Consider the following 15035-nt stretch of genomic DNA (forward strand, 5'->3'; position numbering starts at 1 on the left):
CGGCGCCGATTGCATTTCTGACATAGGCTGTGTTCTCAGGGAGCGAGGGCTTTCGCCGTTATCGGCGACGGACCACAGTCAAACCGTCTTTCAGGATGTTGATTTGAACAACGCGTTGAACTTTGCCGGGGTGGCCCCATGAGTGCTTCCCTTGGTCGCCTGGAGCGCAAGCTCGGCTACACCTTCAAGAACCAGGACCAGATGCTGCTGGCCCTGACCCATCGCAGCTATGCCGGGCGCAACAACGAGCGCCTGGAATTTCTCGGCGATGCCATCCTCAACTTCGTGGTCGGCGAGGCGCTGTTCGAGCGCTTCCCGCAGGCCCGAGAAGGCCAGCTGTCGCGCCTGCGCGCTCGTCTGGTCAAAGGCGAGACCCTGGCCCGCCTGGCCCGTGGTTTCGACCTGGGTGAATACCTGCGCTTGGGCTCGGGCGAGCTCAAGAGCGGTGGTTTTCGCCGTGAGTCGATTCTCGCCGACGCCCTGGAGGCGTTGATCGGTGCCATCTACCAGGACGCCGACATGCAGACCGCGCGCGAGCGTATCCTCGCCTGGCTGACCGACGAGTTCGATGGCCTGACCCTGGTCGACACCAACAAGGACCCCAAGACGCGCCTGCAGGAATTCCTGCAGTCGCGTGCCTGCGAGCTGCCGCGCTACGAAGTGGTGGATATCCAGGGCGAACCGCACTGCCGGACCTTCTTCGTCGAATGCGAAGTGGTGCTGCTGAACAACAAGAGCCGTGGGCAGGGCGTCAGCCGGCGTATCGCCGAGCAGGTCGCCGCCGCCGCCGCATTGATCGCCCTGGGCGTGGAGAATGGCAATGACTGAGAACACTTCGACCCGCTGCGGCTACGTGGCCATCGTTGGTCGCCCCAACGTCGGCAAGTCCACGCTGCTCAACCACATCCTCGGCCAGAAGCTGGCGATCACCTCGCGCAAGCCGCAGACCACCCGCCACAACATGCTCGGCATCAAGACCGAGGGTGACGTGCAGGCGATCTACGTCGACACTCCCGGCATGCACAAGGCCAACGACAAGGCGCTCAACCGCTACATGAACCGCAACGCCTCGGCGGCCCTGAAGGACGTCGACGTGGTGATCTTCGTGGTCGACCGTACCAAGTGGACCGACGAGGACCAGCTGGTGCTCGAGCGTGTGCAGTACGTGACCGGCCCGCTGATCATCGCAGTCAACAAGACCGACCGCATGGAAGAGAAGGCCGAGCTGATCCCGCATCTGCAATGGCTGCAGGAACAACTGCCGAACGCCGAAGTGATGCCGATCTCCGCGCAGCAGGGGCACAACCTCGAAGCGCTGGAAGCCCAGATCGCCAAGCACCTGCCGGAAAACGAGCACTTCTTCCCCGAAGACCAGATCACCGACCGCAGCAGCCGCTTCCTCGCCGCCGAACTGGTGCGTGAGAAGATCATGCGCCAGCTCGGTGCCGAGCTGCCGTACCAGATCACCGTGGAAATCGAGGAATTCAAGCAGCAGGGCCATGTGCTGCACATCCACGCGCTGATCCTGGTCGAGCGTGACGGGCAGAAGAAGATCATCATTGGCGACAAGGGCGAGCGTATCAAGCGCATCGGTTCCGAGGCGCGCAAGGACATGGAAGTGCTGTTCGACTCCAAGGTCATGCTCAACCTGTGGGTCAAGGTCAAGGGCGGCTGGTCCGACGACGAGCGCGCCCTGCGTTCGCTGGGCTACGGCGACCTGTAAGTCCCGGACTCCCTCTGTAGCAGCGGCCTTGTGCCGCGAAAGGGTCGCGCAGCTGCCCCAAGATCTCGAGTGCTACGTGGATCCTGGGGCCGCTGCGCGACCCTTTCGCGACACAAGGCCGCTCCTACATGGGTTGCGTCAAACCTGGGTTCGGAGATCGTCATGGAACAACCCACCCCCCAACCCGCCTACGTGCTGCACAGCCGCGCCTACAAGGAAACCAGCGCGCTGGTGGACTTTTTCACCCCCCAGGGGCGGGTACGGGCGGTGCTGCGTCGGGCGCGGGGCAAGGGCGGCAGCCTGGTGCGCCCGTTCGTGCCGCTGGAGGTGGAGCTGCGCGGGCGTGGTGAACTGAAGAACGTCGGTCGCCTGGACAGCAGCGGCATTGCCGCCTGGCTGCATGGCGACGCGCTGTTCAGCGGGCTTTACCTCAATGAATTGCTGATGCGCCTGCTGCCGGCCGAGGCGCCACATCCGGCGTTGTTCGAGCACTACACCCTGACCTTGCAGGCGCTGGCCGCCGGACGCCCGTTGGAGCCGTTGCTGCGCTCGTTCGAATGGCGGCTGCTGGACGAGCTGGGCTACGCCTTCGCCCTGGATCAGGATGCCAATGGCCTCGCGGTCGCCGCCGAGGGTTTGTATCGCCTGCAGGTCGACGCCGGGCTGGAGCGCGTAGAGCTGTTCCAGCCTGGACTGTTCAAGGGCAGCGAGCTGCTGGCACTGGCCGAGGCCGACTGGCAGGCGCCAGGCGCCTTGCTTGCCGCCAAGCGCCTGATGCGCCAGGCCCTTGCCGTGCACCTGGGGCCAAAGCCGCTGGTCAGCCGGGAACTGTTTCGCAAGCGTTGATCAGCACGTATGCTGTCGGCCTCAACCCTCAGGAGTGCCCCTTCGTGACTCACAGCAACCGCATGCTTCTCGGCGTCAACATCGACCACGTGGCGACCCTGCGCCAGGCCCGGGGCACCCGTTACCCAGACCCGGTCAAGGCCGCGCTGGATGCCGAGGAAGCGGGTGCCGACGGCATCACCGTGCACCTGCGCGAAGACCGCCGGCATATCCAGGAGCGCGACGTGCTGCTGCTCAAGGACGTGCTGCAGACCCGCATGAACTTCGAGATGGGCGTCACCGAAGAGATGATGGCCTTCGCCGAGAAGATCCGCCCGGCGCACATCTGCCTGGTCCCGGAAACCCGCCAGGAGCTGACCACCGAGGGCGGCCTCGACGTGGCCGGCCAGGAGGCGCGGATCAAGGCGGCGGTCGAGCGTTTGTCGCGCACCGGTGCCGAAGTGTCGCTGTTCATCGATGCCGATGAACGGCAGATCGCAGCTTCGCGACGTGTCGGCGCGCCGGCCATCGAGCTGCACACTGGCCGCTATGCCGACGCCGAGACGCCGACCGAGGTGGCCGAGGAGCTCAAGCGCATTGTCGACGGTGTTGCGTTCGGCGTCGGCCAGGGGCTGATCGTCAATGCCGGGCATGGACTGCATTACCACAACGTCGAGGCCGTGGCCGCGATCAAGGGCATCAACGAACTGAACATCGGTCACGCGCTGGTGGCCCATGCGCTGTTCGTCGGCTTCAAGGCGGCGGTGGCGGAGATGAAAGCGCTGATCGTCGCGGCCTCGCGCTAGGTCAATCGCGGGGCAAGCCCGCTCCCACAGGCGTTTGCTCGTGCTTTTGTGGGAGCGGGCTTGCCCCGCGATAGCCTCATTCGGCCTGAAATACCAAGGTGAATCGAGTCGGGCCCTGCGGCTGGCTTTGCACCTCGACCCGCCCTCCATGCAGCTGCATGATCGACTTCACGATCGCCAGCCCCAGTCCCGTTCCGCCTTCCAGCCGCGAACGCCCGGCTCCGGCCCTGTAGAACCGCTCGAACAGGTGCGGCAGGTGCGCCTGGCCAATCCCCGTCCCCTGGTTCTCCACCCAAACGCCAATCTCATTGCCCTGGCGCTCGATGCCCACGGCCACCGGCTTGCCCTCGGGGCCATGGCGGATCGCATTGCTCAACAGGTTCGACAGCGCGCGCTGGAACATCAGCCGGTCCGCCAGCGCCGTGCCCCAGCCATGCAAGTGCAGGGAGATGCCCTTGAGCTCGGCGCTGAAGGCGAACAGCTCGCTGACCCGCGCCACCTCGTCGGCCACGGCGATTGGCACCAGCGCGACCTGGGTCTGTGGCTGGCTGACCTGGGCCAGGAACAGCATGTCGTTGATGATGCGGTTGAGTCGGGTCAGTTCCTCGACGCTGTCTTCCAGGGCTTCGCGGTACTTGTCGCCGTCACGCTCGCGGGCCAGGGTCACCTGGGCCTTGCCCATCAGGTTGCCGATGGGCGTGCGCAGTTCGTGGGCCAGATCGTCGGAGAACTGCGACAGTTGGCGCACGCCCTGGTCGAGCCGGTCCAGCATGACATTGATGGCCCGGGCCAGGTCGGCCAGCTCGGTGGGCAATCCTTCGTCCGGCAGACGGTGTTCGAGGTCCTGCGCCGAAACCTGTCCGGCGATGCGGCGAAAGTGCCGCAAGGGGCGCAGGCCGCGCTGCACCAGCTTCCAGGCAGCGATGCCGATAAGCACCAGGAGCAGCGGCAAGGCCAGCAAGGTCGAGTGCAGGTAGGCCTGCAGCAGGCTGTTGTCGTCGCTGCGGTTGAGCGACATCAGTACCTTGACCGGTGTGTCGTCGCGCAGGCGCATCAGGCGGCTGGCGGTGAGAATCTGGTTGTCGGCGCCGTCGCGCCAGGCGTGAAAGCTCAGCCGGTTGTCGGCTTCCAGGGTCATCAGGTGCTGGGACTGCAAGGCCGGACCGAGGCTCAGCAGCGCCGGATGGCGACCGTTGACCGCCACCACGCTGAGGCTGAGGTTGTCATGGCCCATCACCAGGTCGAGCAAGGGGTGGGCACGGGAACCCAGGTCGTCACTGCGCAGGTCCACGCGCAGGTTGTGCTCGACTTGTTGCATCTTGCGCGCCAGGTCCTTGCGTGCCCGGCTTTCCAGCTCGTGGTCGAGGGCGAACACCGCCAGGCAGGCCAGCAGCAGGACCAGCGCCGCGCCCATCAGGGTGACGCTCAGGCCCAGGCGCAGCGACAGGGTCGGGCGCTTCACGTGCGCGCCTCGAGCACGTAGCCGACACCGCGCAGGGTGTGGATCAGCTTGTCTTCGAAGGGATCGTCGATCTTCGCTCGCAGGCGACGGATCGACACTTCCACCACGTTGGTATCGCAGTCGAAGTTCATGTCCCACACCAGCGAGATGATCTGGGTACGCGACAGGACTTCGCCGCTCTGGCGCATCAGCAGGTGCAGCAGGGCGAACTCCTTGGCGGTCAGGTCGATGCGTTGACCGCCCCGCCAGGCCCGGTGGCGGCCGGGGTCGAGCTCGAGGTCGGCGACTTTCAGCGTGCTGGGTTGCAGGTGCTGGTCGTTGCGCCGCAGCAGGCTGCGGATCCGCGCCAGCAGCTCGGGGAACTCGAAGGGTTTGAGCAGGTAGTCGTCGGCGCCCAGGTCCAGGCCTTTGACCCGGTCGGCCAGGCGGCCGTGGGCGGTGAGCATCATGATGCGCGTGGACGACTCGGCACGCAGGCGTTGCAACACGCTCCAGCCGTCCAGTTCGGGCAGGTTGACGTCGAGGATCACCAGGTCGTAAGGCTGTTGGCGGGCCAGGTGCAGACCATCGGTCCCGGTGTGGGCGCAGTCGACCACATAGCCGTTCTCGCGCAGCCCTTGCTGCAAGTAGTCGGCGGTGCGGGGTTCGTCCTCGATGATCAGTAGGCGCATGGTCAGGCTCTGTATGGAAAGGGGGCGATTCTCGACCCTGTAGCGACATCAGGGTCAAGCGGCGAGGATGTTACTGGATGCGAATGCACAAGCGGCGGGAATAACGGATTTGTAATGCACGGGTCATGTGCCTGACAGGGCCGCCGCCATCGTGGGGCAAGCCCACTCCCACAAAGCCAGCAGGGTCCCGTGGGAGCGGGCTAGACCCGCGATGCGGCTCTCTTGCAAGACTGTAATGTCCGCCTCACCTTGGCGTTAGCTCCCGCTTGCGATGATGGCCCTGTCGAAACGGTTATCACGAGGCAAGCACGATGAACCTGACCAAGTACCTGCTGCTGGCGATTCTCGCCCTGGGCAGCACCAGCGTTTTCGCCGAGGGAGGCGCTGAGCGTTCGAAGCAATTCTGGCAAGCGTTCCGCGAAGACCAGGCCCGTCTGCACGGCGACAAGCAGCAGGCGCTGGTCGAGCGTGAGCGCAGCGCGCAGGAGAAGGCCCGCGAGGTGGCCAAGGACTGAGCAGCACACACCTGCGTCGCGACAGCTCCTCGCCGCAGGTGGATTCGGGCGCCCCATGGGCGCCTTTTTTATTTGCGCGCCAGCAGCGTGGCGCGGCGCGGGGCCGGCAGGCCCTCGATGGTCTTGCCGTGGTCGTTCGGGTCGAGGAAATCACCCAGTGACTGGTAGCGCATCCATTCGGTGCTGCGCTGTTCCTCGACGCTGGTGACACTGACGTCGACGCAACGCACGTCGCTGAAGCCGGCGCGGCGCAGCCAGCGCTCCAGGGCCGGCACCGATGGCAGGAACCAGACATTGCGCATCTGCGCATAGCGGTCCTCGGGTACCAGCACCTGGTTTTCGTCGCCCTCGATCACCAGGGTTTCCAGCACCAGTTCGCCACCCTTGACCAGGCAGTCCTTGAGCGCCAGCAGGTGTTCGATGGGCGAGCGGCGGTGGTAGAACACGCCCATGGAGAACACGGTATCGAAGCCTTCCAGGTTGGCCGGCAGGTCTTCGAGGGCGAACGGCAGGTGCCAGGCCGGCAGATCCGGCAGGTACTGCTGCACCGCTTGGAACTGGCAGAAGAACAACCAGTTGGGGTCGACGCCGATGACCATGTCGGCGCCGGCGCCGAGCATGCGCCATTGGTAGTAGCCATTGCCGCAGCCGACGTCGAGCACGCGCTTGCCCTTGAGGTCCAGATGCGGGCCGACCCGCGACCACTTCCAGTCCGAGCGCCATTCGGTGTCCACGTGCACGCCGAACAGGTCGAACGGCCCCTTGCGCCACGGCGACAGGCCCATCAGCGCCTGGCGCATCTGCGCGCGGGTGGCGTCATCGCACGCGCAGTCCAGGCGCAGGCCGTCGACCAGGTCGATTTCGCTCGGGGTCAACCGAGGCAGGGCTTCAAGGGCGCCGCGCCAGCGGTCGAGGTCGCCGTGGCCCTTTTCCAGCTTGGCATCCAGTTGCGCCTGCAGGCCTTGGGACCAGTTGGCCAGGGGCGTGCCCGCCAGGCGGCGGACGAGGGGGGACAGATCGATCATGGCAGGGCTATCAGCGAGGCGAAGTTGAGGCATTGGAACCAGGGCACGACCTTGGAGAAGCCAGCGGCGCGCAGGCGCTGCTCATGGGTTTCCAGGGTGTCGGGCTTCATCACGTTCTCGATGGCGCTGCGTTTCTGGGCAATTTCCAGTTCGCTGTAGCCATTGGCACGCTTGAAGTCCAAGTGCAGTTCGTTGAGCAGGTCCTGCTCCTGCGCGTCAGTGAAGCGCAGTTTTTCCGAAAGAATCAGCGCACCGCCTGGCAACAGGGCTTGGCGGATGCGGCCGAGCAGCTCCAGGCGCTGCTCGGGGGCGACGAACTGCAGGGTGAAGTTCATCGCCACCACCGAGGCGGGCTCGAAGGGCAGGGCGAGAATGTCGGCCTCCAGCACCTGCACCGGCAAAAGCTCCTGGAACATAGAGTCCTGGGCGGTGAGGTACTGGCGGCAGCGCTCGATCATGGCCGCGGAGTTGTCCACCGCGATCACCCGGCAGCCGTCCGTGCGCACATGGCGGCGCAGGGCCTGGGTCACCGCGCCGAGCGAGGCGCCAAGGTCGTACAGCGCGGAGTTCGGCTGGGCAAAGCGCGCGGCGAGCACGCCGAGGTTCTCGACGATGGTCGGGTAACCGGGCACCGAGCGCTTGATCATGTCCGGGAACACTTGCACCACGTCCTCGTTGAACACGAAGTCGGGCACCTGCTCCAGGGGCTGGGCGAAGAGGCGATCGGGTTGTTTGCTCACGGTGGGTCCAGGCGGCTGGCAATCTACAGGGCCGGCATTCTAGCCAAACCGTGGCGAGCTTGCATGGTTGGCTGACCGGTGCCGTGCGCTCACTTGACCCGGATGACGCAATCGAAGGTCTGCACCGGGCGCACTTCCGGGGCCCAGGGCTGCTGGTAGACCAGGATCAGGTGGCCTTCGCCTGCCGCCTTGGCCTGGAAGCGCCAGCTCGACAGGCCGCCGCTGCCGACGATGCCGGCTTGCTCTGGCGATCGGTATACCTCGGGGCCGAGGTTGCGCAGGATGTCCGGGGCTGGATTCTGCAGCAGCCAGCGGTAGCCGGTGGTGGGGTTGCTGGGCAGGGTCAGGGTCAAGGTCTGGCCAACCACCAGGCGCTTGGGGCACTCGCTTTCGCCGTCGAGTTCGACGGTGCGTTGCGGTTGCTGGACGCAGGCGGTGAGCAGGGCCAGGCCCAGGGGAACGAGCAGGCGAGGGAGGGTCATGTTGGCTCCGGAGGCTGAAGTGGCCTGAGGATAACCGATGCAGATGGAAGTTTGTGATGGCAGTGTTGGCGTCTCATTGCCATGCAGGATCCCTGTAGGAGCGGCCTTGCGTCGCGAAAGGGGTGCGAAGCACCCCCAGGGTCTCTAGCCTACTTTGAGATAGCCGGGGCCGCTGTGCGGCCCTATCGCGACACAAGGCCGCTCCTGCAGTGGCCCGGCTGGGCGGTCAGAACAACACTTTCGCCACGTCGGCGAAGCGCTTGGCGAAGTGCACGGTCAATCCTTCCTTCAGGTAGTCCGGCAGTTCCTCGAAATCACCACGGTTGGCCTCCGGCAGGATCAGCTCGAAGATCTTCTGCCGCCTGGCGGCGATCACCTTCTCGCGCACCCCGCCGATCGGCAGTACCTGGCCGGTCAGGGTCAGTTCGCCGGTCATGGCCACGCCTTTCTTCGGCGCCTGGTCGCGGGCCAGTGACAGCAGGGCGCTGGCCATGGTTATACCGGCGCTGGGGCCATCCTTGGGCGTGGCGCCTTCGGGCACGTGCACGTGAATGAACGCTTCGTTGAAGAAGCCCGGATCGCCGCCGAACTGCTTGAGGTGCGAACTGATGTAGCTGTAGGCGATCTCGGCCGACTCTTTCATCACGTCACCGAGCTGGCCGGTGAGCTTGAAACCGCGGTTGAGCGTGTGGATGCGCGTGGCCTCGATGGGCAGGGTGGCGCCGCCCATGCTGGTCCAGGCCAGGCCGGTGATCACGCCCTTGCCGGCGAGCACCTGCTCGCTGCGAAATACCGGCATGCCCAGGGCTGCTTCCAGGTCCTTGGTGCCGATCTTCAGCTTGGCGTCGGGGTTTTCCAGCAGCCTGACCACGGCCTTGCGCACCAGTTTGCCCAACTGCTTTTCCAGCTGACGCACACCGGCTTCGCGGGCGTAGCCCTCGATCACCATGCGCAGGGCGCCATCGCTGATGCTCAGGCTGCTCTTCGAGACGCCGGCCTTTTCCAGCTGCTTGGGCCACAGGTGGCGCTTGGCGATGGCCAGTTTTTCTTCGGTGATGTAGCCGGACAGGCGGATGACTTCCATGCGGTCGAGCAGGGGCCCGGGGATCGAGTCCAGGGTGTTGGCGGTGCAGACGAACAGCACCTTGGACAGGTCCAGGCGCAGGTCCAGGTAATGGTCGAGGAAGTCGACGTTTTGCTCCGGGTCGAGGGTTTCCAGCAGCGCCGAGGCCGGGTCGCCCTGGTAGCTCTGGCCCATCTTGTCGATCTCGTCGAGCATGATCACCGGGTTCATCACCTCGACTTCCTTGAGCGCCTGCACCAGCTTGCCAGGCTGGGCGCCGATGTAGGTGCGGCGGTGACCCTTGATCTCGGCCTCGTCGCGCATGCCGCCGACGCTGAAGCGGTAGAACGGTCGGCCGAGGGATTCGGCGATGGACTTGCCGATGCTGGTCTTGCCCACGCCCGGCGGGCCCACCAGCAGCACGATGGAGCCGCTGATCTCGCCTTTCCAGGCACCGACGGCGAGGAACTCGAGGATACGCTCCTTGATGTCGTCGAGCCCCGCGTGGTGGCGGTCGAGCACCTTGCGCGCGTGGCTGAGCTCGAGCTTGTCCTTGCCGTACACGCCCCAGGGCAGGGCGGTGGCCCATTCCAGGTAATTGCGGGTGACGGCGTACTCCGGCGAGCCGGTTTCGAGGATGGCCAGCTTGCCCATTTCTTCGTCGATGCGCTTTTTCGCCTGCTCCGGCAGGGTCTTGCCTTCCAGGCGCTGCTGGAACTGCTCCAGGTCGGCGCTGCGGTCGTCCTTGGTCAGGCCCAGCTCCTGCTGGATGACCTTGAGCTGCTCCTTGAGGAAGAACTCGCGCTGGTGCTCACCGATCTGCCGGTTCACCTCGGCGGAGATCTCGTTCTGCAGCCGGGCGACCTCGACCTCCTTGCGCAGCATCGGCAGGACTTTTTCCATGCGCTTGAGCATGGGCACGCAGTCGAGCACTTCCTGCAGCTGGTTGCCGGTGGCGGAGGTCAGCGCCGCGGCGAAGTCGGTCAGCGGCGACGGGTCGTTGGGGCTGAAGCGGTTGAGGTAGTTCTTCAGCTCTTCGCTGTACAGCGGGTTGAGCGGTAGCAGTTCCTTGATCGCATTGATCAGGGCCATGCCGTAGGCCTTCACCTCGTCGTTGGGTTCGGCAGGCTGGCGCGGGTACTCGACCTCGACCAGGTAGGGCGGGCGATGGTGCTTGAGCCAGGTGCGGATGCGTACCCGGGTCAGGCCCTGGGCGACGAACTGCAGCTTGCCGCCTTCGCGACTGGCGTGGTGCACCTTCACCAGGGTGCCGTACTCGGGCAGGGCCTTGGTGTCGAAGTGGCGATGGTCTTCCGGCGGTGTGTCCATGAAGAACAGGGCCAGGGAGTGATGCGGGGTCTTGGCCACCAGGTCGAGGGTTTCGGCCCAGGGTTCTTCGTTGACGATCACCGGCAGCACCTGCGCGGGGAAGAATGGCCGGTTGTGGATCGGGATCACGTAGACCTTGTCCGGCAGTTGCTGGCCGGGCAGGGCGAGGGGGTGGCCGGTGGTGGCCGCGGGATCGAGGTGTTCGACTTCGCTGTGTTCGTCGGGATGTTCCGGGAAATCCTGCTGGTCGCTCATGGGGCACCTGCGTGAATGGCTATGGTGCTTAGATGGGGCGGTGGGGGATGGGTTTCAACCCATCCCAGCTGCAAGCTTCAAGCTTCAAGCTGCAAGAAAAAAGCGGGACCGTGCTGGCCCCGCTTTCTCTTGTCGCTTGCAGCTTACTCAGCCAATTTGTAAGCGATGATGTAGTCGCCCATGCGGGTGCCCAGCGAGCCATGCCCGCCAGCGGTCACCAGCACGTATTGCTTGCCATCCTTGCCGGTGTAGGTCATCGGCGTGGCCTGGCCACCTGCCGGCAAGCGACCTTTCCACAGCTCCTGGCCGTTCTTCACGTCATAGGCGCGCAGGTACTGATCCAGGGTGCCGCTGAGGAAACCGACGCCGCCAGCGGTGACGATCGAGCCGCCCATGCTCGGCACGCCCACCGGCATGCCGATCGGCACCGGGGTGCTGTCGCGGGTGGTACCGTTCTTGTGCTTCCACACCACCTTGTTGGTGAACAGGTCGATGGCGGCCACGTAACCCCAGGCCGGCGCCTGGCACGGGATGCCCAGCGGCGACATGAACGGGTGCATGGTCACGGCATACGGCGCGCCGGTGTTCGGCTGCACGCCACTGGTCTCGCTTTCGCGCTTGCTGCCTTCGGCCACTTGCTCGCGAGGGATCATCTTCGACACGAAGGCCATGTAGTTCGGCGAGGTGAAGAGGATCTGACGCACCGGGTCGACCGACACGCTGCCCCAGTTGAACACGCCGACATTGCCTGGATAGATCAGGCTGCCTTGCTCGGACGGCGGAGTGTACTGGCCTTCGTAGCGCAGGCTGCGGAACTGGATACGGCAGAGCATCTGGTCGAACGGGGTGGCGCCCCACATGGCCTGTTCGGTCAGTTCGGGGCCGAGCAGGTTGAGGTCGGAGCGGGCCTGGGTCGGCGCGGTGTGGTCACCCTTGACGGCGCCTTGCGGCACCGGAATCTCGCGGATCGGCACGATCGGCGTGCCGTCGCGGCGGTCGAGCACGTACAGGCTGCCCTGCTTGGTCGGCACGATCACCGCCGGCTTGATGCCGTCGTCGGTCTTCAGGTGGACCAGGGTCGGCTGGCTGCCGACATCCATGTCCCACAGGTCGTGGTGGGTGAACTGGTAGTTCCAGCGTGCCTTGCCAGTGGCCAGGTCCAGGGCGACGATGCCGGCGCTGTACTTCTCCGCGCCCGGGGTGCGGTCGGCGCCCCACTGGTCGGGAGTCTGGTTACCCAGCGGCAGGTAGATCATGCCCAGGTCTTCATCGACGCTGGCGATCGACCACATGTTGGCCGAGTTGCGGCTGTACATCTTGCCGTCGGCCAGGGGCTTGGTGTCATCCGGGTTGTTGCTGTCCCAGTTCCACACCAGGTGGCCGTCGTGCACGTCGTAGGCACGGATCACGCCGGACGGCTCGTTGGTCGACTCGTTGTCGGTGACATGGCCGCCGATGATCACGAGATCACGGGTGATCGCCGCTGGCGAGGTGGAGTAGTAGCCGCCGGCGGTGAACGGGCCGATGCCGCGGGTCAGGTCGATCACGCCCTGGTTGGCGAAGCCTTCGCAGACCTTGCCGGTGTCGGCGTTGATGGCGATCAGGCGAGCGTCGGCGGTGGGCAGGTAGAGGCGGCGCGGACAGGCCTGGGCCACGGCCTGGCCTGCGTCGGTGATCTTCGGTGCGGGGCTGCCGTCGCGGCTGACGTAGTTGTTCTCGTCATAGTACGAGACGCCACGGCAGGTCATGTGGGCGAAGCCCTTGAAGGTGCCGGTGGGGCTCTTGACCTGTGGGTCGTAGCGCCAGATCTCGGCGCCGGTGTCCGGGTCCAGGGCCAGCAGGCGGCTGTGGGCGGTGCAGGCATAGAGCATGCCGTTGACCTTCAGCGGGGTGTTCTGGTTGGTCAGCTCCACCGGGTCGTTTTCAGTCGGCAGGTCGCCGGTGCGGATGCGCCAGGCCTCTTCCAGGCGGTAGGCGTTCTGCGGGGTGATCTGGCGCAGCGGCGAGTAGCGGTCGCCATGCTCGGTGCGGCCGTAGGCCTGCCATTCACCCTCGGGCATGGACGGCGCGGCGCTGGCCATCTCGCTGCTGTCGCGGTTGAACTCGCCACGGATTTCGCCGGGGTGGGTGAACTGGCTGGCCACGGCGGTGGCGCCGGAAGCGACCACGGCGACGCTGAGCAGGGTGGTGTTGACCTTCGACGCAGGGCCGACCAGCGGGCGCCGGGCCCACGGCAGCAGCAGGACCACGCCGATGGCGAACCAGATGGCCAGGCGTGGCACCAGCTGCCACCAGTCCAGGCCGACTTCCACCAGGGCCCAGACCGTGCTGCCCAGCAGCACCAGGCCGTACAGGCCCAGGGCGATGCGGCGCTTGGCCAGCAGCAGGATGCCCGACAGGGCGAAGCCGATACCGGCAATCAGGTAGTAAAGCGAGCCACCCAGCTGGCTCAGCTTGATGCCGCCGGCCAGCAGGGCCAGGCCCATCAGCAGCAACAGCACGCCCATCAGGCGTGGTAGCCAGAGGGTTCCATTCTTGGCACCGTCAGTGCTCATCGTCTGTTCTCCGTAGTGTGGAAGGGTCGGGTTAGAAACTGCTCTGGATCTTCAGGCCACCGATCAAGGCGTCGTCGACCCGCGACACACCGCCCGGATGGCGGATGTACTGCAGGTTCGGGCGCACGGTGAGCCAGTCGGCCAGGTGGATGCCGTAGTAGAGTTCGGCGCTGTACTCGGTGTCCTGCACGGGCAGGAAGCCAGGGTTGTCGTAGTCGTCCAGGCCATTTGCCTGGTTGATAAGGCGGGCGTTCTTGCGGTAGCCGGGATTGACGTGCACGCGGGCCAGGGCGAAACCGATGTCGTCCTTGGCGCGGGCATCGAACGGCCCTTTGTAAACCACACCTGCCTGCACATAGTTGTCGATGGCATTGGTCTTCTTGTCATGCACCGTGGCGTTGGCGAACAGGCTTAGGCCGCGCGACTGGTCCGATGCCAGCGAGGTCACCTGCTGCTGGGCGCCGAGCCACAGGCCATGCTTGCTCGAGCTGCTGCGGTAGGCGGCGCCGCTGATGGCGGCCGGCGCACCGGTGCTGTCCTTTAGAACATCCTGTGCCTTGGCATTACTGTAGTAGTAGCCGGCGCGATATTCCCCTTTCAGGTCATTGACCCGTGGGCTCCAGACCAGTTCGACCGGCATCACCGCGCCCTGGGTACCGCTGCCGCTGAGCTTGAAGCCGTTGCCGCTCTCGAGGTTGGAGGGGTTCTGCTCGAACACGCCGACCTGGGCGTAGAGTGCGTCGCTGAGGTTGTAGCGCACGCGCAGCGCCCACTGGCTGACCGGCCAGTTGTACCAGATGCCGCCGACCCAGTTGCCTACCTGCGAGCCGCAGAACGCCAGGTTCTGGAAGTCGCAGGGGAAGCTGTTGAAGTCCTCGCCTTCGCCGAAACGGCCGAATTTCACGTCCAGCGCGCCGTCGAAGTACTTCTGCTTGATCCACATCTGCGTCAGCCGCCAAGTCTCGCCGCGGCCCCAGACTTCCTGGGCCGAAGTGAAACCGCCGACGCGCGGGTCGTTGATGCGATCGTTGCTGATGTTGTCGCCGTGGCGCTCGGTGATGGTCAACTGGAATTCGCTGTCGTGCCAGCCGAGGACCTTCTGCAGGTCCATGTTCACGCCGAAGGTGAACTGGTCGCTGTAGCGCGCGGTACGGTCATGGCTGTAGCCGCCGTGCAGGTTGCTGCCCATCTCGCCGGTGTAGCCGAGGGTGAAGTCGTAGCCCTTCTCCAGCAGTTCGCTGCGGGTGCCGCCCCAGTCGCCGAGCATCCACGGCGAGTCCTTGGCGAACATTTCGCTGGCGCTGGTGGTGGGGGAGAGGGCGCCGAGCAGGGTGGCGAAGGCAAGGCCGGAGTAGCGGGTATTGGGCAGCTGGAGCATGAGATAGCGCTATCTTTTGATTGTTGAAGGAACGGCAAGCGCAACGAAACGCGAAGTCTTCGAAGAAATGGGTTGCGAGAGGTGGCGAGTGAAGCGATTCAGCTTGCGGCGGGGAGGATATAGGGGAAGTTGTAAGAAAAAAAGACAAAATGTCGCAGGGGATTGTTGCTAATGGGGTAACAGTTCGCGACCTGAGAGTTCTCTTC

General features: G+C 65.2%; 13 protein-coding genes. 5 read left to right on the top strand and 8 right to left on the bottom strand.

From position 1 onward, the window contains the following. Positions 1–138: 138 nt before the first annotated feature. From rnc to pdxJ, 4 genes are all read left to right on the top strand, one after another. Positions 139–828, top strand: a complete 690-nt coding sequence (rnc, locus tag N5D48_RS15840) for a ribonuclease III (protein WP_279885889.1) — start codon at positions 139–141, stop codon at positions 826–828. Continuing rightward, positions 821–1723, top strand: a complete 903-nt coding sequence (gene era, locus N5D48_RS15845; RefSeq protein ID WP_028690122.1) for a GTPase Era — start codon at positions 821–823, stop codon at positions 1721–1723. The genes rnc and era overlap by 8 nt, the downstream gene beginning before the upstream one ends. A gap of 162 nt (positions 1724–1885) precedes the next feature. Continuing rightward, positions 1886–2569 carry a DNA repair protein RecO gene (recO, locus tag N5D48_RS15850; protein WP_279885892.1) on the top strand — a complete coding sequence of 228 codons (684 nt, stop codon included), beginning with the start codon at positions 1886–1888 and terminating at the stop codon, positions 2567–2569. 44 nt (positions 2570–2613) lie between these two features. Further along, entirely contained in the window at positions 2614–3354 is a 741-nt protein-coding gene (gene pdxJ / locus N5D48_RS15855; RefSeq protein ID WP_279885894.1) for a pyridoxine 5'-phosphate synthase, read from the top strand. 76 nt (positions 3355–3430) lie between these two features. Here pdxJ and N5D48_RS15860 read toward each other — a convergent pair whose 3' ends face one another. Continuing rightward, positions 3431–4816: a heavy metal sensor histidine kinase gene (locus N5D48_RS15860; RefSeq protein ID WP_279885895.1), complete on the bottom strand. Its 1386-nt coding sequence runs from the start codon at positions 4814–4816 to the stop codon at positions 3431–3433. Then, positions 4813–5487: a heavy metal response regulator transcription factor gene (locus tag N5D48_RS15865; protein WP_279885898.1), complete on the bottom strand. Its 675-nt coding sequence runs from the start codon at positions 5485–5487 to the stop codon at positions 4813–4815. The genes N5D48_RS15860 and N5D48_RS15865 overlap by 4 nt, the downstream gene beginning before the upstream one ends. Positions 5488–5798: 311 nt before the next feature. Here N5D48_RS15865 and N5D48_RS15870 point away from each other — a divergent pair, with 311 nt between their 5' ends. After that, a complete protein-coding gene (locus N5D48_RS15870; RefSeq protein WP_279885900.1) occupies positions 5799–6002 on the top strand; it encodes a hypothetical protein in 204 nt (67 codons plus the stop codon). Between the two features lie 68 nt (positions 6003–6070). Here N5D48_RS15870 and cmoB read toward each other — a convergent pair whose 3' ends face one another. The 6 genes from cmoB to N5D48_RS15900 all read right to left on the bottom strand — a co-directional run bounded on the left by cmoB (position 6071) and on the right by N5D48_RS15900 (position 14829). Then, positions 6071–7027 (bottom strand): tRNA 5-methoxyuridine(34)/uridine 5-oxyacetic acid(34) synthase CmoB, encoded by a 957-nt coding sequence (gene cmoB, locus N5D48_RS15875; RefSeq protein ID WP_279885901.1) that lies wholly within the window; start codon positions 7025–7027, stop codon positions 6071–6073. Continuing rightward, entirely contained in the window at positions 7024–7767 is a 744-nt protein-coding gene (cmoA, locus tag N5D48_RS15880; protein ID WP_279885903.1) for a carboxy-S-adenosyl-L-methionine synthase CmoA, read from the bottom strand. The genes cmoB and cmoA overlap by 4 nt, the downstream gene beginning before the upstream one ends. Before the next feature lie 89 nt (positions 7768–7856). Then, positions 7857–8249 (bottom strand): protease inhibitor I42 family protein, encoded by a 393-nt coding sequence (locus tag N5D48_RS15885; protein ID WP_279885905.1) that lies wholly within the window; start codon positions 8247–8249, stop codon positions 7857–7859. Positions 8250–8475: 226 nt separating this feature from the next. Next, on the bottom strand, positions 8476–10896 hold the full coding sequence (gene lon, locus N5D48_RS15890) for an endopeptidase La (RefSeq protein WP_279885907.1): 2421 nt from the start codon (positions 10894–10896) through the stop codon (positions 8476–8478). A 143-nt stretch (positions 10897–11039) separates the two neighbouring features. Further along, positions 11040–13451 (bottom strand): glucose/quinate/shikimate family membrane-bound PQQ-dependent dehydrogenase, encoded by a 2412-nt coding sequence (locus N5D48_RS15895; RefSeq protein ID WP_279885909.1) that lies wholly within the window; start codon positions 13449–13451, stop codon positions 11040–11042. A 31-nt stretch (positions 13452–13482) separates the two neighbouring features. Further along, positions 13483–14829: a carbohydrate porin gene (locus tag N5D48_RS15900; protein ID WP_279885911.1), complete on the bottom strand. Its 1347-nt coding sequence runs from the start codon at positions 14827–14829 to the stop codon at positions 13483–13485. Between the last annotated feature and the right edge of the window lie 206 nt (positions 14830–15035).

Origin of the sequence: Pseudomonas sp. GD03858 (assembly GCF_029840925.1) — a bacterium.
In the GTDB taxonomy this organism is placed as follows: Bacteria; Pseudomonadota; Gammaproteobacteria; order Pseudomonadales; family Pseudomonadaceae; genus Aquipseudomonas.

What these genes read in the sequence shown, in the direction of transcription:
- rnc (WP_279885889.1), top strand. Translation starts at nt 139, where the DNA reads ATGAGTGCTTCCCTTGGTCGCCTGGAGCGCAAGCTCGGCTACACCTTC.
- N5D48_RS15885 (WP_279885905.1), bottom strand. Translation starts at nt 8,249, where the DNA reads ATGACCCTCCCTCGCCTGCTCGTTCCCCTGGGCCTGGCCCTGCTCACC.
- N5D48_RS15865 (WP_279885898.1), bottom strand. Translation starts at nt 5,487, where the DNA reads ATGCGCCTACTGATCATCGAGGACGAACCCCGCACCGCCGACTACTTG.
- recO (WP_279885892.1), top strand. Translation starts at nt 1,886, where the DNA reads ATGGAACAACCCACCCCCCAACCCGCCTACGTGCTGCACAGCCGCGCC.
- cmoB (WP_279885901.1), bottom strand. Translation starts at nt 7,027, where the DNA reads ATGATCGATCTGTCCCCCCTCGTCCGCCGCCTGGCGGGCACGCCCCTG.
- N5D48_RS15870 (WP_279885900.1), top strand. Translation starts at nt 5,799, where the DNA reads ATGAACCTGACCAAGTACCTGCTGCTGGCGATTCTCGCCCTGGGCAGC.
- N5D48_RS15900 (WP_279885911.1), bottom strand. Translation starts at nt 14,829, where the DNA reads ATGCTCCAGCTGCCCAATACCCGCTACTCCGGCCTTGCCTTCGCCACC.
- lon (WP_279885907.1), bottom strand. Translation starts at nt 10,896, where the DNA reads ATGAGCGACCAGCAGGATTTCCCGGAACATCCCGACGAACACAGCGAA.
- N5D48_RS15895 (WP_279885909.1), bottom strand. Translation starts at nt 13,451, where the DNA reads ATGAGCACTGACGGTGCCAAGAATGGAACCCTCTGGCTACCACGCCTG.
- era (WP_028690122.1), top strand. Translation starts at nt 821, where the DNA reads ATGACTGAGAACACTTCGACCCGCTGCGGCTACGTGGCCATCGTTGGT.